This is a genomic window from Vibrio sp. 1069 (assembly GCF_033340555.1).
Window position 1 is genome coordinate 324351 of record NZ_JAWOWP010000003.1, and the last position, 25220, is coordinate 349570.

At 45.1% G+C, this 25220-nt stretch carries 20 protein-coding genes; 11 read left to right on the forward strand and 9 right to left on the reverse strand.

The window, feature by feature from the left end:
- Window positions 1-4 precede the first annotated feature (4 nt).
- From R7040_RS07480 to R7040_RS07500, 5 genes are all read left to right on the forward strand, one after another.
- On the forward strand, window positions 5-1396 hold the full coding sequence (locus R7040_RS07480; protein ID WP_005374562.1) for an HlyD family type I secretion periplasmic adaptor subunit: 1392 nt from the start codon (window positions 5-7) through the stop codon (window positions 1394-1396).
- A gap of 114 nt (window positions 1397-1510) precedes the next feature.
- The gene (locus R7040_RS07485) at window positions 1511-2194 is read left to right on the forward strand and encodes a transglutaminase-like cysteine peptidase (protein ID WP_053303958.1); all 684 of its coding nucleotides are present in this window, start codon (window positions 1511-1513) and stop codon (window positions 2192-2194) included.
- A gap of 5 nt (window positions 2195-2199) precedes the next feature.
- On the forward strand, window positions 2200-4113 hold the full coding sequence (locus R7040_RS07490; protein ID WP_005383568.1) for an EAL domain-containing protein: 1914 nt from the start codon (window positions 2200-2202) through the stop codon (window positions 4111-4113).
- A gap of 15 nt (window positions 4114-4128) precedes the next feature.
- A complete protein-coding gene (locus tag R7040_RS07495; RefSeq protein WP_005374556.1) occupies window positions 4129-6243 on the forward strand; it encodes a type I secretion system permease/ATPase in 2115 nt (704 codons plus the stop codon).
- Between the two features lie 493 nt (window positions 6244-6736).
- Window positions 6737-7330: a mechanosensitive ion channel family protein gene (locus tag R7040_RS07500; RefSeq protein WP_033906604.1), complete on the forward strand. Its 594-nt coding sequence runs from the start codon at window positions 6737-6739 to the stop codon at window positions 7328-7330.
- Between the two features lie 301 nt (window positions 7331-7631).
- Here R7040_RS07500 and R7040_RS07505 read toward each other — a convergent pair whose 3' ends face one another.
- Entirely contained in the window at window positions 7632-7970 is a 339-nt protein-coding gene (locus tag R7040_RS07505; RefSeq protein WP_033907254.1) for a hypothetical protein, read from the reverse strand.
- 231 nt (window positions 7971-8201) lie between these two features.
- On the opposite strand from R7040_RS07505, the gene R7040_RS07510 reads away from it, so the two are divergent.
- Window positions 8202-8786 (forward strand): flavodoxin family protein, encoded by a 585-nt coding sequence (locus R7040_RS07510; RefSeq protein WP_033907253.1) that lies wholly within the window; start codon window positions 8202-8204, stop codon window positions 8784-8786.
- A gap of 63 nt (window positions 8787-8849) precedes the next feature.
- Here R7040_RS07510 and R7040_RS07515 read toward each other — a convergent pair whose 3' ends face one another.
- Window positions 8850-10475 carry an ABC transporter substrate-binding protein gene (locus R7040_RS07515; RefSeq protein ID WP_005383575.1) on the reverse strand — a complete coding sequence of 542 codons (1626 nt, stop codon included), beginning with the start codon at window positions 10473-10475 and terminating at the stop codon, window positions 8850-8852.
- A 141-nt stretch (window positions 10476-10616) separates the two neighbouring features.
- On the opposite strand from R7040_RS07515, the gene mpaA reads away from it, so the two are divergent.
- Complete coding sequence (mpaA, locus tag R7040_RS07520) at window positions 10617-11327, forward strand: murein tripeptide amidase MpaA (RefSeq protein WP_033907251.1); 711 nt, start codon at window positions 10617-10619, stop codon at window positions 11325-11327.
- 19 nt (window positions 11328-11346) lie between these two features.
- Here the strand turns inward: mpaA and R7040_RS07525 are convergent, their stop codons facing one another.
- Window positions 11347-12198 carry a MurR/RpiR family transcriptional regulator gene (locus R7040_RS07525; protein ID WP_033907250.1) on the reverse strand — a complete coding sequence of 284 codons (852 nt, stop codon included), beginning with the start codon at window positions 12196-12198 and terminating at the stop codon, window positions 11347-11349.
- 242 nt (window positions 12199-12440) lie between these two features.
- Between R7040_RS07525 and murQ the strand changes: the two genes are divergently transcribed.
- The 3 genes from murQ to R7040_RS07540 all read left to right on the forward strand — a co-directional run bounded on the left by murQ (window position 12441) and on the right by R7040_RS07540 (window position 16030).
- Window positions 12441-13343 carry an N-acetylmuramic acid 6-phosphate etherase gene (murQ, locus tag R7040_RS07530; protein ID WP_318081165.1) on the forward strand — a complete coding sequence of 301 codons (903 nt, stop codon included), beginning with the start codon at window positions 12441-12443 and terminating at the stop codon, window positions 13341-13343.
- Window positions 13344-13371: 28 nt separating this feature from the next.
- Window positions 13372-14826, forward strand: a complete 1455-nt coding sequence (gene murP / locus R7040_RS07535) for a PTS N-acetylmuramic acid transporter subunit IIBC (protein WP_005383588.1) — start codon at window positions 13372-13374, stop codon at window positions 14824-14826.
- 148 nt (window positions 14827-14974) lie between these two features.
- Window positions 14975-16030: a porin gene (locus tag R7040_RS07540; RefSeq protein WP_005383589.1), complete on the forward strand. Its 1056-nt coding sequence runs from the start codon at window positions 14975-14977 to the stop codon at window positions 16028-16030.
- Window positions 16031-16119: 89 nt separating this feature from the next.
- Here the strand turns inward: R7040_RS07540 and R7040_RS07545 are convergent, their stop codons facing one another.
- Window positions 16120-16785 carry a peptidase E gene (locus tag R7040_RS07545; RefSeq protein WP_005383590.1) on the reverse strand — a complete coding sequence of 222 codons (666 nt, stop codon included), beginning with the start codon at window positions 16783-16785 and terminating at the stop codon, window positions 16120-16122.
- Between the two features lie 37 nt (window positions 16786-16822).
- The gene (locus tag R7040_RS07550) at window positions 16823-17734 is read right to left on the reverse strand and encodes a LysR family transcriptional regulator (RefSeq protein WP_005383591.1); all 912 of its coding nucleotides are present in this window, start codon (window positions 17732-17734) and stop codon (window positions 16823-16825) included.
- Window positions 17735-17822: 88 nt separating this feature from the next.
- Here R7040_RS07550 and catC point away from each other — a divergent pair, with 88 nt between their 5' ends.
- A complete protein-coding gene (gene catC / locus R7040_RS07555; protein WP_005383592.1) occupies window positions 17823-18482 on the forward strand; it encodes a type C chloramphenicol O-acetyltransferase in 660 nt (219 codons plus the stop codon).
- Between the two features lie 55 nt (window positions 18483-18537).
- On the opposite strand, the gene R7040_RS07560 is transcribed toward catC, so the two are convergent.
- The 4 genes from R7040_RS07560 to R7040_RS07575 form a co-directional block, all read right to left on the reverse strand.
- Entirely contained in the window at window positions 18538-20217 is a 1680-nt protein-coding gene (locus R7040_RS07560; protein ID WP_064369548.1) for a DUF342 domain-containing protein, read from the reverse strand.
- 251 nt (window positions 20218-20468) lie between these two features.
- A complete protein-coding gene (locus R7040_RS07565) occupies window positions 20469-22496 on the reverse strand; it encodes a tRNA(Met) cytidine acetyltransferase TmcA (RefSeq protein ID WP_318081166.1) in 2028 nt (675 codons plus the stop codon).
- Between the two features lie 105 nt (window positions 22497-22601).
- Window positions 22602-23576, reverse strand: coding sequence for a ParB/RepB/Spo0J family partition protein (locus tag R7040_RS07570; RefSeq protein ID WP_042522297.1), 975 nt, complete (start codon window positions 23574-23576; stop codon window positions 22602-22604).
- A gap of 7 nt (window positions 23577-23583) precedes the next feature.
- A complete protein-coding gene (locus tag R7040_RS07575; protein ID WP_042522299.1) occupies window positions 23584-24801 on the reverse strand; it encodes an AAA family ATPase in 1218 nt (405 codons plus the stop codon).
- Between the last annotated feature and the right edge of the window lie 419 nt (window positions 24802-25220).

Below are 25220 nucleotides of genomic sequence, written 5' to 3' on the forward strand. Positions count from 1 at the left end.
TGTGATGAGCCGAGATAACTACAACAAACTCAACGATGAAGAGTTGGATTTTGTTGATGACAAAACTGCAGCATTGCTCCTCAATACCCCCAACAGCGCGCGTTTTATGCTCTGGGTTATGGTGCTATTTTTCATTGCAGCAATAGGTTGGGCATCTTGGGCTGAAATCGACAAAGTCACGGTTGGTCAAGGCAAAGTGATTCCCTCCTCACAGATACAAGTAGTCCAAAACTTAGAAGGTGGCTTAGTCAAAGAAATCTTGGTCAAAGAAGGTCAGTTGGTTGAAAAAGGCCAACAGTTACTGCTTATTGATGACACCCGCTTTCGCTCAGATTTTCGTGAACGTGAGCAACAAGTTGCCAACCTTACCGCATCTGTGCTGCAACTATCCGCTTCTATTAACAGTGTTGCCGTTAATCGTGATTTTGAAACGGAAAACTGGCGTCAAAGTGTACTACTTGATTACGGTAAACTGACCTTCCCACCAACCTTGGAAGAGACTCGACCTCAACTCACACAGCGTCAAAAAGCAGAATATCGCGAAGATCTAGATAATTTGCGCAACCAACTTTCTGTTATTGACCAACAAGTGCAGCAAAAGCAGCAGGACTTGGTAGAGATCCAAGCGCGAGTAAGGAACTTGCGTCAAAGCTACCAATACGCGAAAAAAGAACTCGATATCACCAAACCTTTGGCAGACGAGGGCGTTGTTCCTCGTATTGAACTGCTCAAATTACAGCGCCAAGTCAACGATACCCGTCGTGAAATGACGTCCAGTGAGCTCAAGATTCCCGTATTGCAATCAGCGATTCGAGAATCCATGCTCAACCGTATTGATGTTGCACTCAAATTCCGCTCTGAACAGCAAGAGAAACTCAACAGCGCCCAAGACCAGTTATCTGCTTTGGTTGAATCAGCGGTGGGCTTGGAAGATAGAGTAAACCGAACGGTTGTGAATTCGCCAGTAACAGGCAAAATCAAAACACTGAACATCAATACTGTCGGTGGTGTTATCCAACCTGGTATGGATATCGTCGAGATCGTACCAACAGAAGACACACTATTGGTAGAGGCGAAAATTGCGCCAAAAGACATCGCATTTTTACGCCCAGATCTTCATGCTATCGTGAAATTTACAGCTTACGACTTCACAAAGTACGGCGGTTTAGAGGGTGAGTTGGAACATATCAGCGCGGATACCACTCAAGATGAAGAAGGCAACAGCTTCTACATTGTTCGTGTACGCACCGAAAAAACAAACTTTGGTCAAGATGCAGATTTACCAATCATTCCAGGAATGACAGCATCGGTCGATATCATCACAGGGAAGCGAACCGTTTTGGAGTATCTACTTAAGCCTATCTTAAGTGCCAAAACTAACGCCTTGAAGGAGTAAACCACATTAAGACACTCGCGATAGGGAGTATTGAGCGATAAGTGATTAAATAAAAAGCACTTATTTCTCACTGACGAACTCTCTAGAAGAGTATACTTGTGATATGAGTCGAATATGCGAGCCAATTTGCAGCGTAAAGTTACATTATTAATCAGCTTAAGTTGTTTGTCGTTCCAACTTGGTGCGCTGAACAGCAAAGAACAACGATGGGTCAATACGGTCACAGCGGTGTACGGCGAACGTGCGGGATTGCGCGTAAATACATGGCGAAAGAACCTCGACTTATTTAAACAATTAGAGACTCATGAACAGCTCGCTGGCGTTAACGACTTTTTTAATCAGCTGTATTTCGTTGACGACATAAAACTGTGGGGAAAGACAGATTATTGGGCTACGCCACTCGAATTTTTAGGGAGTAACGCAGGAGACTGTGAAGATTTCACTATTGCTAAGTACTTCTCTTTACTCGAGCTAGGAATACCAGATTCAAAGATGCGGCTAATATACGTAAAAGCCATCGAACTGAATCAGTTTCACATGGTATTAGCTTACTACCCTACCCCAAGTTCTGAGCCGCTCATTCTCGATAATATCAATCCTGACATTGTCCGAGCCTCTAAGCGTAGCGACTTGCTACCGATATACAGTTTTAATGGTACAAACCTGTGGTTGATGAAGTCATCTGCTAGCACTGGAGAGCTGGCAGGGAAAGCATCACGGTTGAGCCTTTGGAATGACTTACGCTCGCGCGAACGTAAGTTGCAGTTAAATAAACCTAAAATTAACTATGACGAGTGAGAAACATGACCCTATATAAGAAGCTTGTGGTGGGGATGGTTACGGTCTTTATACTCTTGTTGGCATCAGTATTCGTAATCCAATTCAACACGACTCGAGACAGCTTGGAGCAACAGCAACGTTCAGAGGTCAACAACACTATTAACACCGTAGGTTTGGCACTGGCTCCTTACCTAAAGGACAAAGATAAAGTCGCGGTTGAGTCCGTGATTAATGCTCTGTTTGACGGCAGCACCTACTCCGTTGTTCGTCTTACAGCATTAGATTCTGACTACCAGATCGTGCGTACTTACCCAGTTAAACCAAGTACGGTGCCACAATGGTTTATCGACATGAATCTATTTAAAGCGATTCACGATAAGCGTGTTGTGACCAGTGGTTGGATGCAGCTCGCCGAAGTAGAAATCATTAGCCACCCAGGCGCAGCTTACGAGCAGCTCTGGCAAGGTTTTATTGGCTTGCTGTCTGTATTCAGTGTTATTTTTCTAGCTGGTTTAGTGGCAATTTCATACATCCTACGTCGCTCGCTAAAACCATTAACGGCCATCGTAAATAAAATGCATGAAATCGCGAATAACCAATTTGGTGAACCGCTTGCTCGTCCAAGAACCAAAGATCTTATCGCGGTGGTAGATGGCATTAACATGATGTCTGCTCAAATCGAGCTATCATTCAAAGAGCAAGCCAAAGAGGCGCAACGTCTGCGTGCTCAGGCTTACCTCGATCCTATATCTAAATTGGGTAACCGCTCATTCTACATCAACCAAATCGACCAATGGCTTGCAGAGCAAACGCAAGGGGGTATCGCGCTACTCCATGCTGAATACATTGGGGACATTTACGAGACCAAAGATTACCAACGCGCAGATGCCCACGTTAAAGAACTGTCTCAACGTTTGAAAAACACCATTGATGTACCGGGTGCCACTATTGCTCGCTTGTCTAGTGATGAGTTCGGCTTGCTTTTCCCTCATATGGATGAGAGCGAGTTACGCATTTTATCGGACAGCATCGTCAATTGTGTGAACGGCCTAAATACTGACCCAACAGGCTTAGCAAAACCTAAAGCGTCACTAGGGGTTGCACACAGCAAAGATCAGAAAACGCGCTCTGAAATCCTCTCGATGGTGGACAACGCACTATCGAAAGCCAAAGCGCAACCAGACAAGCCATACGGCTTCATTGGCAGTGATACACCTTCTAGTTTGATGGGTAAACAGCAATGGAAAGCGTTGGTTGAAGAAGCCATTCATAGTGATTGGGTTAAATTCCGTTTCCAAGCTGCGAAAAACACATGGGGTAAAGTATTCCACAACGAAGTATTTTCAAGCATCGAAAAAGATGGTGAAACGTATCGTGCGAATCAATACCTATTCGCACTAGAACAGTTAGACGCCACCAACATCTTTGACCAGTATGTCATTGAATCAATGATTAAGATGCTAGAAAGTGGTGAACTTAATGACCCAGTCGCGATTAACATCGCGCAAAGCAGCTTGTCTCAACCATCGTTTATTCGCTGGACAACTAGCATGCTGGAAAAACACGCCAAAGTGGCCTCTAAGCTACACTTTGAAATTCCAGAGGAATGCTTTATCGATCAGCCTCACCACACAGCACTGTTATGTAATGCCATTCGCCAATCAGGTGCTGAGTTCGGCGTAGATAACTACGGACGTAACTTCCAATCTTTGGAATACATCCAAGAGTTCCGCCCGAACTATGTGAAGCTCGATTACCTATTCACACACAACTTGCACGACGAAAAACAGAAATTCACGCTAACGTCGATCTCTCGTACTGCCCACAACCTTGGTATTACGACTATCGCATCGCGTATCGAAACTCAAATCCAGTTGGACTTCCTCACTGAACATTTTGTTGAGGTATTCCAAGGATTCATCGTCGACAAGGAATAAAAAGGTTTATCAACGATGAAAGACCCTTTACTGAATTCGCTCATCTACGTTAGCCGTTACTATGGGTTAGCTAACTCGCCAGAAGCGCTAGTCAACGGACTACCGCTATCTGACGGTAAACTGACCCCATTTTTGCTACCAAGAGCAGCGGAAAGGGCCGGATTGGTTGCCAAGGAAAACCGCGCAGAGCTGGAGAGCATCTCCAGCCTAATTCTGCCGGCAATCTTAGTTCTTAAAGGCGGTGACTCTTGCGTTCTCAACAGCATCAATATGGAGAAACGCGAGGCCGAAGTCACCACCCTAGAAAGTGGAATGGTGCCGATCTCTATTCCATTAGAAGACCTACTTGAGCAATACACTGGTCGGTACTTTTTAGTTAAAAAGCAATTCCGTTTCGATGAGCGTTCTCCCGAAGTGCTCAAAACCAACGAAGGCCACTGGTTCTGGTCAACCTTGTGGCAGTCAAAACGCATCTACCGTGATGTTTTAATCGCATCACTTCTCATCAACCTCTTTGCGGTTGCCGCTCCGCTATTCACTCGCTTGGTGTACGACAAAGTGGTTCCGAATCTTGCGTTTGAAACCCTATGGGTACTAGCAAGCGGCATCTTTGTCGTGTTCCTGTTCGACTTCATTCTCAAGTCGCTGAGAAATTACTTCATTGATGTGGCGGGCAAGAAGTCTGACATTCTGATTTCATCCAAACTGTTCAGCAAAGTGATGGGGATTAGAATGGAATCGAAGCCGCCTTCGGTCGGTGCCTTCGCTCGCCATTTACAAGAATTCGAATCTATTCGAGAGTTTTTTACTTCAGCGACCGTCAGTGCTCTCATTGATTTGCCTTTTGCCATTTTGTTCTTAGTGATTATATGGCTAATGGCTGGCGATCTTGTGTATGTACCGATGGTGGGCGTGGTCATTTTGATTATTCACTCGCTACTGATACAAGGGCCGCTGCGCCGCTCCATTGAGGAGGGTTCACGCCTAGCATCGCAAAAATATGCCAATTTGATAGAGAGCTTGGCTGGGTTAGAAACCGTAAAAATGCTCAGTGCGCAAAGCCAATTCCAATACCGCTGGGAAGAGGCAGTTGCGCACATGGCGAACTGGAATATAAAAAGCCGCCGAATTACGGATAGCATTCAAAACGCAGCAGGTTTTGTGCAGCAAAGTAGTAACGTAGGGATGATCATCCTAGGCGTTTACTTGATTGCAGAGGGCGACTTAACCATGGGTGGTTTGATTGCCGCAACCATGCTTAGCGGCCGCGCGATTGGTCCTTTGGTTCAGTTATCCTTACTCTCTACGCGCTACAACCAAGCGAAGTCTTCTATGACAATTATCAATCAAGTCATGGAAATGCCGGATGAACAAGAAGAAGGTAAACGTTACATTCACCGTCCAATAGTACAAGGCAAAATTGAACTTGAACGCGTGACCTTCCACTACCCAGATTCACCGGTGGCGTCGATTCGAGATTTGAGCTTGACCATTAACCCAGGCGAAAAAGTAGCGATCATAGGCCGTATCGGTTCGGGTAAAACCACGTTAGAGCGTCTCATCATGGGCTTGTATCAGCCGACGGAAGGTCATGTTCGCATTGATGATACCGACATCGCACAACTGCATCATGTCGACATTCGCCGTAATATTGGTTGTGTGCCGCAAGATTCGAATCTGTTCTTTGGTTCTATCCGCGACAACATTACGCTAGGTCGCCCATTAACCGATGACCGTGACGTACTAGACGCAGCGAATCGTGCCGGTGTTACTGCGTTTACGCAATCTGACCCAGCGGGCTTAGAACGCCAAGTTGGTGAAGGCGGTGCAATGCTTTCGGGTGGTCAACGTCAAGCAGTCACGATCGCTCGTGCATTTTTGGGTCGTCCTCCTGTTCTACTCATGGATGAACCAACCAGTGCGATGGATAATCGCTCAGAGATGCACATTAAACATCAATTAGCACAGTTGAAACCTAGTGAAACGCTGATTCTGATTACGCATAAAACGTCTATGCTCGACATCGTTGATCGCGTAATTGTGATGGAGAAAGGCAGCATCATCGCAGATGGCCCTAAAGCGCAAGTGCTGAACGATTTGAAACAAGGCAAAGTGCGTGCGGTTAGCTAGCCTGAATTCACATTGATAAAAAACAAGGGCCCCGTTTAACTTGTGTTTAACGGGGCTTATTTTATTGGGAGCCCGAGATAATTAAGTTCTTCAAGCGCGACCCAAACGAGTACAAGGCCAACAATCACGAATAAAATCATAATCGCCTTTTCATCTTCTTCCATTTTTCAACGCCCTAAAAGCTATTTCAATTAATACACCTTAGGTTATCAGGACAAAAGTCATATTCAGCTCGTTTATAAGGAACTAGCGTCATAGAATGTCGGATATGGGATACAGCTCAAAGATTGCTCTTTTCAAAATCACGTCAGCTTTGGTTGAATATAAGTAATAAAGCCAAAGAGTTTGTAATACTCACTAAGTCTTTGATTAACTTATATAGCACTCTGTGGAACCTCAACACAGAGACAAATGGTGTAAAGAAAAATTGTGATTACTTACAGCAAAAAATCAGCTATAAAAGCCGCTTTCTAGATATCGTCGAGATGAAGAAATGAATGATTGGATCCAATTAGAGCAAGTGAGCCAGTATTTCACTACGGGCTCCCTCGGTTACAAACTATTGATGGGCATTTTTGTCCTGATCGCGTATCGCATCCTGAAGAGGATTGTAAATAGAGCCATCCTAAATTTGGCAACAGCGAAAGGTGTAAAAAAGGCTCGTTTGAGTTTTATTCAGCGCTGTTTCAATGTCGCGCTGCTATTTTTGACCGCCTCTATTTTTGCCATTATCACAGGTATTGGCTATGGCGATGTGTCTTTGTTCCTATCGTCCATTTTTGCCGTATTAGGTGTGGCGTTTATTGCGCAGTGGTCAATTCTGAGCAACATCACTGCCAGCTTTTTGATCTTTTTTGTCTTCCCGTACCGAGTGGGTGACCGAATTAAAGTCGTAGACAAAGATGAAGACATCTGCGGTGAGATTCAAGAAATCAGTATGTTTCACGTGTTAATTAAGCACGACAACGGAAACTTGATCACTTACCCAAACAACCAGATTTTGCAAAAAGCGGTACTAAAGCTGGCGAAAAACAAGCCAGAGCCAAGTAAAGCCAAATCTCGAATTTATACTCGCAGAAAGAAATAACCCACTAAAAAGCCGATGTATCTACATCGGCTTTTTAATATCACTTGGTAGTCACAAATAACCCAAAGTTAATGGAGAACAACAGTGAAGAGACAAAACGCATAAACTGAAAGGTCACCGCTGTATTCTTTCATGATAAACACATGACACACCGCCGAAACCAAAAGCGCCACTTTAACCAAAGTAAGCTTCTTCTTTACGAACCTTAAATAAATACAAAAAATAGAGATGGTGCAAGCAAAGAAAAAATCGTCACTAGTTCCATCTTCCTTAAAATACAAGGACATGGTTTTAGTTAGGCTTATATTTTTAGCTTCATTATGAGCCACCCACTAATATTTAGCGAGATAAGGGCATAAAAGAGGTAAAAAACAAGACTGAACGAAACAAAAAGTAGTGCATGCACTTTTTCTTCTAAGCTCTCTGGATGAACATTCATATCCACATCAAACACCCCCGCTATAAAGTGTGCAAATACCGTGGAAGAGGCTGTAGAAAGGCCTCCTACCATAATGATAATAATCCCTCGCCTTAAGAAACGATGAAATGTACTTTTCCCGCCTTGGATCAGGTCTGAGTTTACATATTTTAATCTATTTTTCCGCCTATTAATCATCACTAGCATCAGTACCTTTATCATTGTTTCCAAGAGAGTTTTCTACATCTTTAAGATCTTCCTTTAACGCTTTTATAAACGACATTCATCGTCATTGCATTCACTGTAGTTATGCCGTCGACTTACCCTATAAGAAAGCTCTTTAGATACCAATTCGTACTTTATCTATCTCAAATCTCTTCTTGACCTCAACTTAGCTTGAGGTTTTAGCCTTAGTCGCACGATTAAAAATCAACAATGAAAAAAGGAACCATTGTGTCCAAAATTGCGATTATTTATTTCTCTAAAACCGACGTTACTGGTCAGCTTGCTCGCGCGATTGCCACAGGCGTTGAACAACAAGGCATTAAGCAGCAAGATGAATGTGAAATCCTCTCTCACCGAATTGAAGGCAGTGAGATTATTGAGGGACGTTTTGTGAACCCTAAACTAATGGATGAACTTGCTGAGTGTGATGCGATTATCTTTGGCTCACCGACCTATATGGGCGGTGTAGCAGCGCAGTTTAAAGCATTTGCCGATGCAAGCAGTGAATCTTGGTATTACCAAAAATGGGCGGGCAAAATCGCGGCTGGCTTTACCAGTGGTGGAGCAATGAATGGCGACCAATCTTGCACATTACAATATCTACAAACGCTCGCTAACCAACACGGCATGATGTGGATCGGGTTGGATAAGATCAGCAATTCTGGGGAGCAAAACCTGAATCGTTATGGTGTACAAGGTGGTATTGTTGCACAAGGTGGTGAAGGTGGTCAGTTGCATGCCTCTGATGTTGCAACGGCGGAGTATCTTGGCAAACGAATCGCAATGCTAGTGGACAAGCTCTCCGCTCGCTAACAATAAAAAGAAGCCCCGTAAGACACATCTTCGGGGCTTCGTATTTATCGCTTGTTTTGAGCGCTACTTCTTGATGTAGAGATCTTTCGAGTAAATGCGCCCTTCTACGTTGTTTTTTGCAAAGCCACCCACGGTTGGACGAACCAAACGCGCTTGCATGTAATAATAGATTGGCGCAATGGGCATATCTGCCGCCAGCAACCGTTCAGCTTGGTCGTAAAATCCTTGGCGCGCTTTCTCATCGGTTGCAGCCAATGCACTGTTCATCGCATTGTCGTACGCTGCATTGCTGTAACGTGCAAAGTTACCCGAAGAACCTGAGCGAAGTAAGCTCAGGAAAGTAGACGCTTCATTGTAATCACCGCACCAGGAAGCACGCATCACATCGAAATTGCCTTGTTTACGCGCCACTAAGTACGACTTCCACTCTTGGTTTTCTAACTCCACGTTTGCACCGAGATTTTTTTGTAGCATCGACGCTATCGCAACCGCGATCGATTTGTTTGCCTCACTGGTGTTGTACAGCAATTTAAAATCGAGCGGCTTGTCTTTGCTGTAACCCGCTTCTTTTAACAACTGACGCGCTTTCTCGTCACGTTGTTGCTGACTCCACTTACTATACTCAGGGGGCGTCGCATCAAAACCGGCAGTGTACTGATGCGCAAAGGTATACGCAGGAAGGTTGCCCACTTGCGTGACACCATTCGTAATCACATCACGCATGATGGAGTACGACACCGCTTGACGCACTCGCGCATCATCAAATGGCGGACGAGTGGTATTGAACGCGTAGTAATACGTGCACAGTAATGGCACCACCGTGTAAGCCTGCTTGTAATCTTGTTTAAGCTTCTGCGCCATATGAGTCGGCACATCGGACGTGATATCCAACTCTCCTGCCGCATAACGATTGATCGACGCGTTTTGGTTTTCAAACGGAATGTAAGTCACTCTGTTTAGATGCGTATCTGCGCTGTCCCAGTAACTTGGACTCTTAACCAGTTCAATGCGCTCATTCACGACCCACTTATCCAATGTGAATGCACCGTTGCTAACAAATTGGTCTGGATCGCTCCACGGCTTGTCGCGGTTTTCCACTGTCGCTTGATGCACTGGCATCATGGACGTGTGCCCAGTCATAGCAACAAAGTACGGCACTTGACTGTCCAACTCAAAACGTAGGGTGTATTTATCCACTGCCTTGATACCGAGATCGTCCAAAGGCTTTTTGCCCTCTGCTACATCGGCGATGTTTTTGATCTTGGTGAGTTTGAGATACCAAACATTTGGAGAAGCGGTCTTCGGGTCCACCGCTCGGCGCAGTGAATAGACAAAATCATCCGCTGTCACAGGCTCGCCATTCGACCATTTCGCGTCTTTGCGCAAGTGAAAAGTAAAGGTTTGGTTGTCGTTGGTTTCCCATGATTCTGCCACACCGGGAATAATGTTTCCGTCACGATCTTGAATCACAAGCCCTTCAAATAAGTCACGAATCACATGCATTTCTGGCAGACCTTCGGCTTTCGCTGGGTCAAGCGTCGCCGCCTCTGCGTCATTCGCACGTACTAAATGCTGTTCTGCGGCAAGTTGAATGTCTTTAGGTAAGGTCTCCGCAGCAACTGATGTAGCAAGAAAAGGGGTGAATAAAGAGGAAATCAGCAACGCCGTTGAATGTTTTTTAAAATCCATATCGTTTTTCGTTCTCCTAACGCGTCTTGTGAAGCAAGTGCCACAATTAACATTTCAACCGTTGACGAGTTTAAACGGTTCAGTTTAGCTAGGTGTAATTAGCTTAGATATTGATACTACTTCATCAATCAGGAGATTACGGTGAGTCTAATTCCAAGAACGGAAAGAGCGGCATTTTTAATTCGGCCAACATCATACGGTCAATCCGTGCTTGGTGCGCCATTACTGTATTTTCCGGCTCAAGTCGAAAGTGCTTCGCGAGGTTTGATTTTGGCAGGCACTCACGGGGACGAGACGGCCTCGATTGCAGGTTTGTCCTGCGCGCTAAGAAGCTTGCCTGCTGAAAACTTACGACATGATGTGATTCTGTCAATGAATCCTGACGGCAACCAACTAGGCACACGCGCAAATGCAAACCAAGTGGATCTCAATCGCGCGTTTCCAACCCAAAATTGGACTGAGCATGGCACAGTGTATCGATGGAGCTCTCACACACCCGTTCGAGACGTACAGGTGAAAACTGGCACTAAAAACCAACTAGAGCCTGAAGTTAGCGCATTAATTAACTTGATTGAACTGCGCAAGCCAAAGTTTGTGGTGTCGTTTCATGAACCGCTTGCTTTTGTGGATGATCCCAAACATTCCGACCTTGCCAAATGGCTCGGCGAACAGTTCCAACTGCCAATCGTTGACGATATCGACTACGAAACACCCGGCTCATTCGGCACTTGGTGTAGTGAACGTGATTTACCTTGCATCACGTTGGAGTTACCAGCGATTTCTGCCGATCTCACCATTGAAAAACATCTCTCTGCTTTTATTGCTTTGCTGAGGCACGATCCGGATCTCTAGTCCGCTGTTAAACAAGCGATCATGTGAGGATCTGTTTGATGTCGGTACTGATATCGCTGATCAACTGACGGGCACTGTCGTCTCTTTGCTGAACCAAGATGATAAACAGCAAATCGGTGATCACGTTTTGCGCGGTACGCGAAGCAATGGATGAGCTGCGATGTTCCGTTTCATTGGCAATCGTATCAAACGTAATATCGGCAATACCGCGCAAGCGACTTCTTCCAGGCGCAGATAACGCAATCACCTTCGCGCCCTGCTCTTTTGCCGCTTCTGCCGCGACGAGAATTTCTTTGCGCTCACCCGAAAACGAGATAGCGATCTGAACATCTTCTGGAGAGAGCGTGCGGGCAACAGCAATCTGCACGTGGCTGTCTTGTTCAGAAAGCGCCGTAATACCAAGTTTAAGCAGTTTAAAGCTTAAATCCTTCGCGGTCAGTGCAGAGCCCCCAATCCCGACCACTTGCACTCGACGCGCTTCACTCAACCATTTCACCGCTTGGTGACACGCTTCGTAAGACAGCGTATTGGTAGTTTGAAACATAGCGTCGGTTTTCGCTTTCACCAGTTTCTGTGAAATTACCGCAATGGGGTCGTCAGCCAAAATATCACTGTGCAGCGGTGTCGACTGCATCGCATGCTTACGGCCAATCTCTTCATTCAGAGCTAACTTAAACTCGCTGTAACCTTTAAAGCCGATACGCTGAGTAAATTTCACAATGCTCGATTGACTCACTTTTACTTGCGCCGCAAGTTCTTGGCTGGTGAGCAGCGCCGCCTTTTCTGCGTTTTCAACAATCCAATCGCCGACCAAACGACCACTTTGCGAAAGCTGAGTACGCCTCGCGACTATCTTATTGATAACTGACACAACAAAAACCTCAAAAAATTTAAATAAATTATTCCAAAACAGAAATAATAGGCGTTTGATTTAACCCCCTGATTATTCTAACCAAGACAGTTAATCCCGGATGTAATAGACGTATATTTTCTCTCATTATTCCAAATTTCTCCTGCATAAAGAATAACCTCAAGTGTGATTTTTATCACCAAACCTGAATATTTTATTCCATAAAATCGCCCTCAGATTGAACATTACAAAGAGTGCAAAACATGAAAATTGATTTAAGCAGATTGGTGACAGAAAGCGGTAACCCAGCCAGTGCCGAGATCGATACGCTTTCGACAATCGAGATGCTGCAAGTCATTAATGAAGAGGATCAAAAAGTCCCGCTCGCGGTAAAAGCGGTGCTACCACAAATTGCAGAGACAGTTGACGCAATTACCCAAGCTTTTGCAAATGGTGGCCGTTTAATTTACATGGGAGCTGGTACGTCAGGTCGCTTAGGCATTCTTGATGCAAGCGAGTGTCCTCCTACCTACGGCACGCATCCAGATATGGTGATTGGCTTAATTGCTGGTGGACATCAAGCGATTTTAAAAGCGGTAGAAAACGCAGAAGACAACGCGAAAATGGGTCAAGACGACTTAAAAGCACTTCACCTCACCAAGCATGACGTGGTTGTAGGCATTGCAGCGAGTGGCCGTACACCTTATGTAATAGGTGGTTTGGACTACGCTAAATCCATCGGAGCCACGACCGCATCTATCGCCTGTAATCCAGAATGTGCCATGGCAGAAGCGGCCGACATCGCGATTCTGCCGATAGTTGGCGCAGAGGTTGTCACTGGATCTTCTCGCATGAAAGCTGGCACCGCACAAAAACTGGTGCTAAACATGCTCACGACAGGCGCAATGATTCGTAGCGGTAAGGTATTTGGCAACTTAATGGTGGATGTAGAAGCCACTAACGCCAAGCTCATCCAACGCCAAACCAACATTGTTGTGGAAGCAACCGACGCATCAAAAGAAGAAGCAGAGCGAGCATTAAATGCCTGCGGTCGCCACTGCAAAACCGCCATCTTAATGATTTTGGCCGATTTGGATGCCGAACAAGCCAAATCACGCCTCGCCGCGCACAACGGCTTTATTCGCGCAGCACTAAATAATAACTAAATAATCCGAGTTCTGAAGGATAGACCCTATGGCAAAAATAACTTCAAACACAGTATCGCAGTTGCTGTCCGCAGTAGGTGGCAGTAGCAACGTAAGCAAATGTGGTAACTGTATGACGCGTTTGCGTTTATCGCTCGCCAACAATGGCTTGGCTGATCAATCAGTTATCAAGCAAATTCCCGGCGTAATGGGTGTGGTGGAAAGCGATGAGCAGTTTCAGATCATTCTCGGTCCCGGAAAAGCTCAACAAGCAGCTGAGATGATGAATCAATTGATCGACAGCTTAACCTCTGGTGATAGTGAAGAACCAGATAAGCCGCAACAAGATCTTTCTGCCGTCGCGGCCGAGCAGAAAAAACAGATGAAGAGCAAACAAACCAGTGCGGTTCAGCGTTTTTTAAGCAAGTTTGCCACCATCTTTACGCCGTTGATCCCTGGTTTTATTGCCGCTGGTTTGTTGCTAGGTTTTGCGACGTTATTGGAACAAATGTTTGTTCTCGACCAGACACCAAGCCAGTTTATGTTGGATCTGATCGCCTACATGAAAGTCTTTGGTAAGGGTCTGTTTGCTTTCCTAAGTATTCTGATTGGTTACAACGCGCAGCAAGCATTTGGCGGCTCTGGTGTTAATGGTGCCATTCTCGCCTCTTTGTTTGTGCTGGGTTACAACCCAGAGGCGACATCCGGCATTTACTCTGGCATGAACGAGTTTTTCGGCTTTGCGATTGATCCGCGCGGCAACATTATCGGCGTACTTTTAGCAGCGATCATCGGTGCACAAGTCGAGCGTAAGGTTCGTCAATACATGCCAGATGATCTGGACATGATCTTAACGTCCGTTATCACTCTATTGATCATGGGTGCGGTAACCTTCTTGATCATCATGCCGATCGGCGGCGAGCTGTTTAAAGGGATGTCTTGGTTGTTCCTCAACTTGAACGATAACCCATTAGGCGCTGCAATCTTGGCAGGTTTGTTCTTAATTTCTGTGGTATTTGGCATCCACCAGGGTTTTGTTCCAGTGTACTTCGCATTGATGGAAGCACAGGGCTTTAACTCGCTATTCCCTATCCTGGCGATGGCAGGTGGCGGTCAGGTTGGCGCGTCAATGGCGCTGTATTTCAAAGCCAAAAAAGACGCTCTACTGCGCACTCAAGTTAAAGGCGCTATTATTCCGGGTCTTCTAGGCATTGGCGAACCATTGATTTACGGCGTGACATTACCACGCGTAAAACCATTCGTTACCGCTTGTATTGGTGGTGCTGCGGGCGGCTTCTTTATCGGTTTAGTTTCTTACCTTGGCTTACCAGTTGGTCTTAATACGGTGTTTGGCCCATCCGGTATCGTGGCGATTCCTCTCATGACATCTGAAAATGGCATCTTCCCGGGCATGATGGTGTTTGTTGCTGGCCTGCTTATCTCTTACATCGTCGGCTTCCTCGCGACTTACTTCTTTGGCTGCAAAGACGTCGATTTAAGCTAAATCATTCTTCCCCTATAGGAATGGACTAGCTCGCGCCCTTGGCAAACAAGGGCGCACCCTCTCTCTACTTCACGACAGTTTTTCTTATTCCGTTACTCGGAAGGGGCTTTGTCGTACCTAAAACAATAGAAATGAAAGGTCGTTAATCATGAAAAAGCACATTTTGACTCTACTTCTCCCAACATTGATGGCATCAAACGCAATGGCAGCGCAGCTGTATCAAGCGGAAGATGGGTCAGTTTTAAATATTTACTCTCGTCTTGGTTTCAATGTCACCAGTAAAAATGATGAGCATGGCGATGCAAATGGCGAGTTTGATGGCCGTATTGGTTTAAACGGTTCACAAACCATCAACGAGTACGCGTCGATCATCGGCCAAGCGCAATACCAAGTGGGTGCCGCTGAATACGCAAACCAAGTAAACGACAAACCGTCTCTGACCGCACGTTATGTATGGGCGGGTATTGATGCGAAAGATTATGGTCGCATTACTGGTGGTCGCGTGGCATCTGGATTGATTATGTTTACCGACATTGGTGATGTGTTCGCCTCTTCCGATGTTTCTATGGCGCGCCAAGCGAATAAAGTCGACAACACCGCGACGCAAGTTTTCCGTCAAGATGGCACGCTGCAATATCAAAACAGCCTAGGTAATTTCGACTTTTCTGTCGCGTACATTTTAGGAAACAACACTTCTGAGCTTGACTACGGTTACAACGCTGCACTGCGTTATACGCTAGACATGGGGAATTTGGGTACCTTGGCGCCAGTGGTGGCGATGCAGAAAAATAAAGGTGATGCACGTGAAAGCAACGACACCGATTACACATTCTGGGGCGCAGGTACGCGTTACTACCTAGGTGATTTGATGTTGGGTGCGTTGTACTCGGAAGATGAACTAGAGGGCCATTACTCACAAACCAGTACCGACAAAGTGATGGAACTAACGGCGGTTTACAGTGTAAATGACAAATGGGTACTGCGTGCTGGTTATCGTTCTTTAGAAAACAGTGATGGTGACGAGCTAGAGCTGAAAGATACAACGCTAGAAGTGCAATACAAACTGACGCCTCGTTCTTCTATCTACACAAACTACGTTGATCGTAACGGCTCGCGTGGCTACAGCAATGGACAAGAAGTCTCATTTGGCGGTGCGCACGCAGACGAAAGCTACTACCACTTAGGTCTACGTTACGAGCTGTAAGCACGATACTTAATGTAAGTTAGCTGAATCCATGAGCTTCTTCTGTGTCCGGTCAGTAGTTATTGCCTTTAATGCTGATTTGAAGAAGCTCACCCTCGCCATATGTTTTCTTCGTTACCTATTTTAACCAATACGCCTGCATCAGGGAAGCTGGTGACAGTAGCTAACAATTTTCCATCAACAAAGTGCAATGCCGCATAATCGTGAATGCCATAACAAGTGATGCTAGGTTGAGAACGAGCAAAGGCTTGGAAAACCTCGAACTTCTCACCTACATGAGAAAAATGCGCCGCAGCCAAACCGTCAATAAATCCAAGACAACGCATAACTTGGTATGCTTCGGGATCACTGTCTGTCACCGCAAACTCAAACCAACAAATTGCACCTGCGCTCATGCCACAAATGATGATGCCTTGTTCATAACACTGCTTGAGTATTCTATCGATTCCCCATTCGCGCCAAATGGCCAACATCGAACGCGTATTACCGCCACCTACGTAAATGATGTCTTGTTCAAATAGCGTTTCTTTCCAACCAGCTTCAAACTTAAACAGCGGAAAATGGGTCACGTTTTCACTAAGCTTCGCATCGTAAAAACGTTCAATCACTTCATCGGCATCTCCCGTGGCTGTAGGTAGAAAACAAATGTTTGGATTCTCCTTACCAGACAAAGACAAAATGTATTGATCGAGCGGGCTCGGATTCTCTCCCATCATCCAGCCCCCACCGCCAATCGCAATACAGTGTTTTCGCATTCCTTTGCTTCCTCTATTGTCACTAAGTTTGCTGTTGCTACTCGCCGACAGAATATATGTTCCTAAAGTGTTCGATGAACGCTCGCGTTCTTCTTGGTAAGTGCTCACGTTTTGGGTAAAGCAGATAAAGCGGCAAAATCGCATCCGTTTGCCATTCTGGTAGTAAGATCACGAGTTGTTCTTTTTGTACAGGTTCGAGTTTAGCCAGTGCAAATTCATCTAGCATGGCTACACCACAGCCCGCCAAAGTAGCATCCAACATGGACTGGACAAGATTAAAACTCAGCATACTTTCTAACTCAATGCTGCACTGCTGTTGAGTTTGCTTATGCCTAAACGTCCACTTATCTAACACCAAGTCGCGACTTTTATAAAGGATGTGCTCTAAGTCACCAAGATCCTCTGGCGTACTTACATTTGGTTTATCAGCTAAATACGAGCGATGAGCGATCGGTTTACAGTGTAAAGTGCGTAGCTGATGGCCGACGTATCCCTCAGGAGGAGTATCGGTAAAGTAGAATGCGATATCAAACCCAGCCTCAATCAAGTCGAGAGGTGTCTCTGTGAAGATCACTTCAACACTCACTTGTGGATGTTGCAATCGAAACTCGATCAATGTTTGGCTGAGTAACGCAGCTCCGAAAGAAGCGGACGCCGCTATTCTCAATTTTCCCGATACGATCTCGTTTGCCATGACTTGCTCATTGATCTGCTCAGCGCCTTCGAGCAGTTGCTTTACCTGCTGATAAAACCGCAAACCATCGTAGGTCAAATTAAACTGGCGCGTAGTTCGCTGAATAAGCTGCACCGACAATATGTCTTCAAGCTGTTTAAGTTGCCGACTTACATGCGCATTCGAACAATTCAGTCGCTTTGCTGCACCAGCAATACTTCGTTCCTCACACAAAGCGACGTAAAGTGGTACGTAGCTGAGCCATTTTATTTCCATACAGTAATTCTGAATCTCTAAAATCACACTACTGGAAATAATAGAAAGCCTCTAAACTCAGTACAACCTAAATTTGAAAGGATGAGTTATGAGTGTTTTCGACACGTGGTTAAAAGGTCAAGTCATTAAAGATCACATCACTAATCCCAATATCATCGTTGGCGATTACAGCTATTACTCGGGCTTCTATCATCAAAAAAGCTTCGAAGAGCAAGCGGTACGCTACTTGTTGGGTGACCCCGTCACACTTCAAGAATGGCAAAGTAGAGAACCCGATAGCATCGACAAATTAATCATTGGCAAGTTTTGTTCCATCGCTTCTGGAGCTACCTTCATGATGGCAGGAAACCAAGGTCATCGCATTGACTGGATTTCGACCTTCCCCTTCTCTCCTGAAGACTTCGGAGAAGGCGTACAAGACGGTTTCGAGCGTGCCGGAGACACGGTGGTGGGGAACGATGTTTGGATTGGCAGCGAGGCGATGATCATGCCCGGAGTAAACATCGGTGACGGAGCCGTCATCGGAGCACGCACCGTAGTGACGAAAGACGTGCAACCTTATTCGGTAGTGGTTGGAAACAACCAAGTCGTCCGTCAACGATTCAGCGATAAAGAGATTGAAACTCTACTCAATATCCAATGGTGGAACTGGCCAATAGAACACATTAAACAAGCAATGAAAGTAATGTGTAGCAGCCAAGTCGGTGCGCTTGCGGACTACTATCAAGAGCACATTGTCGATTTGTAGATAAAAAAAGCCCACACATCTTGTTGCGACGTGTGGGCTCAGTGAGTAAGAAAGCTTAAACCGCAGCGACGTCCTCTTCTTCCAAGTTCGCCGAGACTTTAATTTCGTATTGATTGAAACGGAACGAACAACCGCCATGAGTGCGCTTTGTCGTTACTTGTTCGTCGCCAAACTGCACCGTCACGCGTGTGAAGACACGCTCTTTGGCTTCGACAATATTTTCTTCTAACGCGACTTCAAAGTCATGTTCCGTTTGTTCTAGCTTTTGCTTTATCGCTTCAAGCTGCTCGTTGTTTTGTGTTTTCATCACGTCAATCTGAGCTTGTTCTTCGTCGGTACGTTCGGCTTTAGGACGTTTCTTAAATTCGAGCTCTTTACGAATCACATCCATCGTGCCTTCTTGAGCGCGTTTGTATTGATCTTTGAGCTCAACTAATCGCTCCTTAAATGCAGAATAGCGCGCGAACGCTTCTACCTTAGTGGCGGTGTCGCCTTCTACGCCCAATTGTAAGCACACCACTTTGTCACCGACTTTTGCATCTCCGCCGCTGAGCGTGCCGTTCCTACCGTTCGCATCTAGCACCGTCAGATTGCGCCCACAAACAATATCGTTATTCATGCTGTGCACCGCCAACTCAATATCTTCGCCGGCTTGCAAATCACAATATTGGGCGTAGCTGGCACGAATCGAACCTTTGGCTTTGACGTGACAACTCTTTGGCTGGCCATCACTCACGGTGTGGCCAATGATCCCTTTACCAACTTGGATGTCGTCTTGCGCTTGTACGTCAGCCGATTCAATGAAGCCGCCTACAGTAATAGAGCCCGTCGCTTTAACAATCATGCCAGATTCAATGTTGCCACCGATAATCACATTCCCTTTGAATTTCACGTGGCCTGTATTCACGCCAACGCTATTGAGGCAGAGTGCATTATCAACTTCGATGGTTTTGTCTTTAATCAGAGGCGTACCGGATACCGATGCAATCAATAGGTTTGGGTCTTGCTTGCTTATCTCGGTGCCCTTGCCTGGCTTCATTGGGCTGTCTTTTCCAGCTTGTGGAGGAATCACTCGCCCTTGAACAGTAAAACCTGGCGTACCTTTGGTCGCAGGCGTGCGGCGCATCACCTCATCGCCTACGTCAACCGCGATAGTTTCACCGAGGTTACGTAAATCAATTTTGTCGCTAGCAGATTGGCCGTCTTTGGGTTTGAGGATACGTTTGGTGATGTCTTTAACGAGAGGAGTAAAAAGAGCGTCTTTGCCTTTGATAGGTTGCTTACCAACCGCTACAGGTTGAGAAAAAGTTTCGCCTGGTTTGAGCTGAGTGCTGACAACCAACACTTTCTTCAAAGCCAGTTTGTTGATGCCTTTCGAAACTCGCGCTTGAGCAAGGGCTTGAACAATCTCGGGGCCACGTAAACCTCGGCCTCCGTACGCGCCGACAACGTTCATACTGGCGAGCATGTCATTATTCGATAATTCAACCTCAACTTGCGCGTTGCGTTTTTCCGCAATGACGATGCCTTCGTAGGCCTCGGCTTTACGTTCTTTGGCGCAGTTAATGAATCTCACTACTTCCCCCTCAACAACAAACATCTTTTCAGCGTTCATTGCGACGAGCTGCTCGTTTAATTCATTTTGATTTAGCTCACCACCGAGGTCCACTTCTCCCGGAAGACGGGCTATCACCTTGGTCTTATCTTCAGATAACTCAAGACACAGCTTCCACATACCCTTACCACTTTGCTTCCCATCAACACTTTCAGTCTACCCAAATCCGTTTTCTGAACAAACCTCGCATTTCTTATTATAGGGCTCACGTCACTAAAGAAAGTAATCCATCAATAACGGTTAAACAGGATATTAAGAGAAAACTCGATTTAGCCTAAAGCTCAATCAAAATACACGCTGAAACAAAAAGGAGCTGGATTTACAGTGTAAAATCAGCTCCCAGTAATTTCATTTACAGTGTAAATTTCCCTTTATTGTTTACAGTGTAAATCGCTCCAAATGTGTCTTACTTCGTCCCTTAACTGCTGCTCAACTTGCCTTCTTCCAGGTAAACCAAATTGCTGAGCACATTCAGTCCAACTACGGTTAAGAAAAAGCTTACTGATCATCAAGTCGGAAGCGGAGTTCAAACCTAAGTTAAGTAACCACTGCTGAAGCCACACAGACACAGACTCATAACTGTTACCACCATCAGCATAACATTCAATTAGTAATAACTTAGCGGGATGAAGTGGACTCATTCCCAAAGGTTGCGGCAATAGAGCTCGAAAAATAGGGGCTTCTAATTTTGGATAGACGTCAGCCACATTGTTAGACAACATTTCTTCAAATAGCGCCTGAGATTCATCGACCCAAGCCGTCTGTTTGGAATCACGAGCTTTGACCATCAAGACTGAATAACAACCGCTAGCAGCATCGCGCATTGATCCTAAGCGAATTGTACGGAAGTTCGATTGTCGCCAAAAATGGACCAATTCTTCAGTCGCACCGAAACTCGTGGATAAGTAAGCAATGTGCTTAGCCGCCATTTGATCAAGTTGCTGCAGCATTTTTTGACCGATTCCTCTTCCTTGCAATTCCGGATGAACCGCAATTCTCATGACTCGCAGCGTCGATAGATTCGCGACATTCGGGAATCCTAGGTGGTTTGCAATCGTAACTGGGGCTAAGTGTCCTTTTGGACGACGCTTACCAAGCTGAATTTCTTCAACCAATTCGGCGTCAAGCCCACCCTCTTCGACCGCTAATATTACCCCCACAACCACATTATCTTGCTTAGCAAAATAGAGCTGACTGTTGTCGTCTTGCAAAAGGTGAATCAAATCATTCGGCGAGGTCTGATAATGAGCATTAACCAAAAGAGCAAAGCCCTCGCGCAGCAAACTAGGCTGCGATATCAAATCGTCCTTATCGGCTTTAGAAAGGGAAATTGAGTCGACCTGGTTAAGTTGATGGTGCGTTAACTCCGCATCCAACAAAAATGCGTCATAGAGCCATGATTCGAGCGCATCATTCATGCTCCAGCGGATGGGCTGTGTCATGTGCCATGTTTTCATCCCCGAACGCTGTTTCTGAAGCCAATCAACAAATTTAATCGTAAAGCCCCGGCCACAACCTTCATAACCGTGAATAGTCGTAGAAAAAACGAGTCGATGATAATGTTCGGTAATGCTTTTGAGCATAGGAACTGGAATTGCAGCCGCTTCATCGACAAGTAACAAATCACATTCAGGTCGACTCAATAATAGTTCATCTGGAGCAATAAATTGAATGGCTCCCTGCCCTGATTCTAATCTGTCCTTCTTAATACGCTGTGCGCTAGGGAGTAAACGTAAAGCATGTTGGTAAACAGGCTCAACGGCTTTTATAGATGGTGCCGTAATTAAGATTCTAAGCGGCTTCTGCTGTAATAAGTTCGCACACGCAATTCCGAGGGCACTTGTTTTTCCACGTCCACGATCAGCGGTCAAAATTAATGGTCGCTTTCGATGTCCTGTCACCACCTTTTCAATTAGAGAAATGGCATGTTCTTGTTCCGTGTAGTGGCTTTCTTTTTCTGCTTGCTTGATGTCTGGAGCCGTTGGCAATGGTTTGTCTTGCTCAATAACAACGAGCTTCTCCCATTGTTTGTGCATCCATTGCTGAGCAAAATTCGTTGGTTGTCGCGGCTCAGTAATGACAATAAGAAAACCGCCGCCAACCAATGAGCCAAGCGCGGCGGTAAAACTATTTGCGTCAAAGCCATTTCGAGCATCAAACAATAGAACGTCACACTCTCTGCCTAGCAACATGTGCCCTTGTTTAGACGAAACACTGGATACGTTTTTCAAACCAAAATCACCAACAGAAAACCAACGTTGATGGCGCTGCGTTTTATGGAACTCTGACATCAACGCATTTTGCCAAGAAGCCTCGCCTTGAATGACTACACCAATCCTTTGGAAAGATTGGTGAGCTTGATGTTGAAGTGATGAAAGGAAATCAGATTGTGTCTGCATTTTGTCTATCCAACGTTGAACTGACACAATGGTATCACATCTTTAATTTGACGCTTCTCAGATATAAAAAAACCGCCCGGAGGCGGTTGATTCAATCATCTTTTGTTATTGCAGCTTGTTTTGCACAAAGGCAAGAATCTCTTCCATCAAGCTGTCGTCAACTTTCTTCAAGTTCAACGCCAGACTGCTACCTTTTCGGCTGTAGCTTGCTCGACCTTTAACTAAGTCGACTTTTTCCGTCTTCTTACCAGGTTTTGCTGGTGCAAGTTCAGTAATCCAATTTTCGATGCTTTCCGTGACTTCTTTTGTCAGACGAGCAACGCCTTGAGCTGTGCTTCGCTGCCATAAAAACCCTTCGCTAGAGCGGCATTTATCTAACAGCTCTTGCTGCTGCTCTGGCGTCAGCGTTGAAAACTGTTTGTGCAGTTTCACGATAGTTGGACGACCGAGATCGCCAACATTCGGATACGCTTGAAGCAGTTCTAACGGTAATGCTGCGGCTTTTAAAGCGCCGCTTACCAACGCTTCACTGCACTGGAACATTTTTGCCAATGCTTTCTGATCCTCAGCTTCACCACTATCAAGCTTAGCCTGCATCTCTTTACCTTTTTCGTATAAAGAGAGCGGTTTGTGAGCATTTGCCACATCAGACAAAAACTTAGCATGGTCAGTATTGATGTTGTCAGCAACATAAACCAAAAAATCTTGTTCAGCGAGGATACAAGACATGCGACGACGGCTACCATCTAAAACTTCGATCTTGCCATCTTCAGTTCTACGACCCACAGCTGGATATTGTTGGCCACGCTCTTTGAGTGTGACTAAAACATCAGATAAAGCATGTTCGTTTAAGAACGATTGCTCACGAGCGTTATCAACAAATACTGTTGTTTCTGTCGCAACTTTATTTGCAGGAATACGCACAAGTTCAAACTGAACAATATTTTCACCTGCAACTGCTAGTTCAATCGTTTGAGCTTTCTCTTTTGCCGCTGTTTGCGCCTCTTGCGGAGTCACAACACGACGCTTATTCGTTTTGCCAAATAATTTCGCGTTTAATTCAGACGTTTTCAAAGCCATTTACTTATTACCCCTGATTCAATGACGGCCAATTAGAGTGCAGCACACGCTCTAATTCCAGTGCGCTTTTATGAACAGCGTCTTGCGCGGTAGCTAGTGTCTTCTTACCGCCTTCAAAATCGCTTACTGTCAGATCAAATACTGTGCTGTAGGTATCGGCACAGGTTTCAAACGCACGGCTACGAGGAATAGTAGCCATCATAACTTGGTCACCTAGAAGATAGTTCATTTCAGTTAAAACAGAAACTTGCTTCTTATTGTCGTCCTCAAACATGGTTGGCATCAAGCGAACAAACTCAAGACCATTCCAGTCCTCCGGGAACATTTCATATACCGTAGGCAAATGCTGGAAGAAGTTTACTGTTGAAGCCCAGTCCAGACGCTTAGCCGCACAAGGAATTAGCAAGGCATTTGATGCATACATCGCATTCCATACTAATGGGTCAACGTGTGGACCGGTATCAATCATAACGATATCGAAGTCATCAGCAATTTTATCAATCAGTTGCTCTTTCAGCAGACGGACGATATCGAGTGATGGGTCTTCAGATAGCGTTTGCCATGCTTCCGCATTAAACATCGCGTCTTCTGGAAACGCTGAAATCGACTTTAAGTTCGGATATTGCGTTGGCAGCAATACGTTTTTACGTAAAAATTCACTGTCAATTTCCACACCATCAGGCACGTTACCCAACATAATGTCTACCGCAGAATAGATATTATCATGCTCTGCCATGCTGATTTGCGGGTTGAGGAATAAACGTAGCGAGCCTTGTGGGTCTAAGTCGATTAAACAAATACGGTATCGTTTATCCAAATTTAGCGCTAAACATGCCGCTAAATGAACCGCGGTCATTGATTTACCTGTACCGCCCTTTTGGTTCTGCACATTAATAATCCAAGGTTTGTTACCTGAATTCTTTTTACGCTCATGAAATTTAGGCACTTCAGCCGCATCCATGAGCATGTGTGCTTCTTCTAACGTAATTGAATAATGATTCGCGTTGTTTTTAGTAAATTGATGCCCAGCGGCTTCCATTTTACCAATCGCGTCGTCGAGCTTACGGCGAGTTAGACCAGAACGGGTTTCCATCATCGCTTTCGACATTGGTGGGAAGTAGTTATCGCTTCGCTCTTCTAAAACAATTTCAATACGGTCAGCTTGAACCTGCTGAGTCAGCTCCGCTAACTCAAGAAGGTTTTCAATCGTTTTTTCTCTTTTCATGCCAAATTCCGTTGGAAGGATTTATAACTGCAATTGTACAGCAGTAAAGACCAAAAACAACAAAAAGGTGCACGAACATTTTGAATTACCATCACATAAAAAAACACCCAAATCGACGCTTTTATGATTTATGGTCAAAAAGATAACTATTTTTAATCAAATAATCTTCTCATAAGTGGACACCTAAACTTAAAAATAAAAAGTGTTACAGCGTCACTCATTTACAATGTAAATCAATTTTCTACCGGAACGATTATAATCTTAAGCTAAATTACGGATTATGTTAGACCAACCTAATTTAAACGAAAAATAGTAAGTAATATCGGAACAATAAAGACCTGAACACCTTGATCATGTCTCCGAACAAAATAGGGCAGTTCCAGCGAAACATCTATGGAAGTATGATCAAGGTATACTTA

What these genes read in the sequence shown, in the direction of transcription:
- R7040_RS07480 (WP_005374562.1), top strand. Translation starts at nt 5, where the DNA reads ATGAGCCGAGATAACTACAACAAACTCAACGATGAAGAGTTGGATTTT.
- R7040_RS07485 (WP_053303958.1), top strand. Translation starts at nt 1,511, where the DNA reads ATGCGAGCCAATTTGCAGCGTAAAGTTACATTATTAATCAGCTTAAGT.
- R7040_RS07490 (WP_005383568.1), top strand. Translation starts at nt 2,200, where the DNA reads ATGACCCTATATAAGAAGCTTGTGGTGGGGATGGTTACGGTCTTTATA.
- R7040_RS07495 (WP_005374556.1), top strand. Translation starts at nt 4,129, where the DNA reads ATGAAAGACCCTTTACTGAATTCGCTCATCTACGTTAGCCGTTACTAT.
- R7040_RS07500 (WP_033906604.1), top strand. Translation starts at nt 6,737, where the DNA reads ATGAATGATTGGATCCAATTAGAGCAAGTGAGCCAGTATTTCACTACG.
- R7040_RS07505 (WP_033907254.1), bottom strand. Translation starts at nt 7,970, where the DNA reads ATGATAAAGGTACTGATGCTAGTGATGATTAATAGGCGGAAAAATAGA.
- R7040_RS07515 (WP_005383575.1), bottom strand. Translation starts at nt 10,475, where the DNA reads ATGGATTTTAAAAAACATTCAACGGCGTTGCTGATTTCCTCTTTATTC.
- murQ (WP_318081165.1), top strand. Translation starts at nt 12,441, where the DNA reads ATGAAAATTGATTTAAGCAGATTGGTGACAGAAAGCGGTAACCCAGCC.
- murP (WP_005383588.1), top strand. Translation starts at nt 13,372, where the DNA reads ATGGCAAAAATAACTTCAAACACAGTATCGCAGTTGCTGTCCGCAGTA.
- R7040_RS07540 (WP_005383589.1), top strand. Translation starts at nt 14,975, where the DNA reads ATGAAAAAGCACATTTTGACTCTACTTCTCCCAACATTGATGGCATCA.
- R7040_RS07545 (WP_005383590.1), bottom strand. Translation starts at nt 16,785, where the DNA reads ATGCGAAAACACTGTATTGCGATTGGCGGTGGGGGCTGGATGATGGGA.
- R7040_RS07550 (WP_005383591.1), bottom strand. Translation starts at nt 17,734, where the DNA reads ATGGAAATAAAATGGCTCAGCTACGTACCACTTTACGTCGCTTTGTGT.
- catC (WP_005383592.1), top strand. Translation starts at nt 17,823, where the DNA reads ATGAGTGTTTTCGACACGTGGTTAAAAGGTCAAGTCATTAAAGATCAC.
- R7040_RS07560 (WP_064369548.1), bottom strand. Translation starts at nt 20,217, where the DNA reads ATGTGGAAGCTGTGTCTTGAGTTATCTGAAGATAAGACCAAGGTGATA.
- R7040_RS07565 (WP_318081166.1), bottom strand. Translation starts at nt 22,496, where the DNA reads ATGCAGACACAATCTGATTTCCTTTCATCACTTCAACATCAAGCTCAC.
- R7040_RS07570 (WP_042522297.1), bottom strand. Translation starts at nt 23,576, where the DNA reads ATGGCTTTGAAAACGTCTGAATTAAACGCGAAATTATTTGGCAAAACG.
- R7040_RS07575 (WP_042522299.1), bottom strand. Translation starts at nt 24,801, where the DNA reads ATGAAAAGAGAAAAAACGATTGAAAACCTTCTTGAGTTAGCGGAGCTG.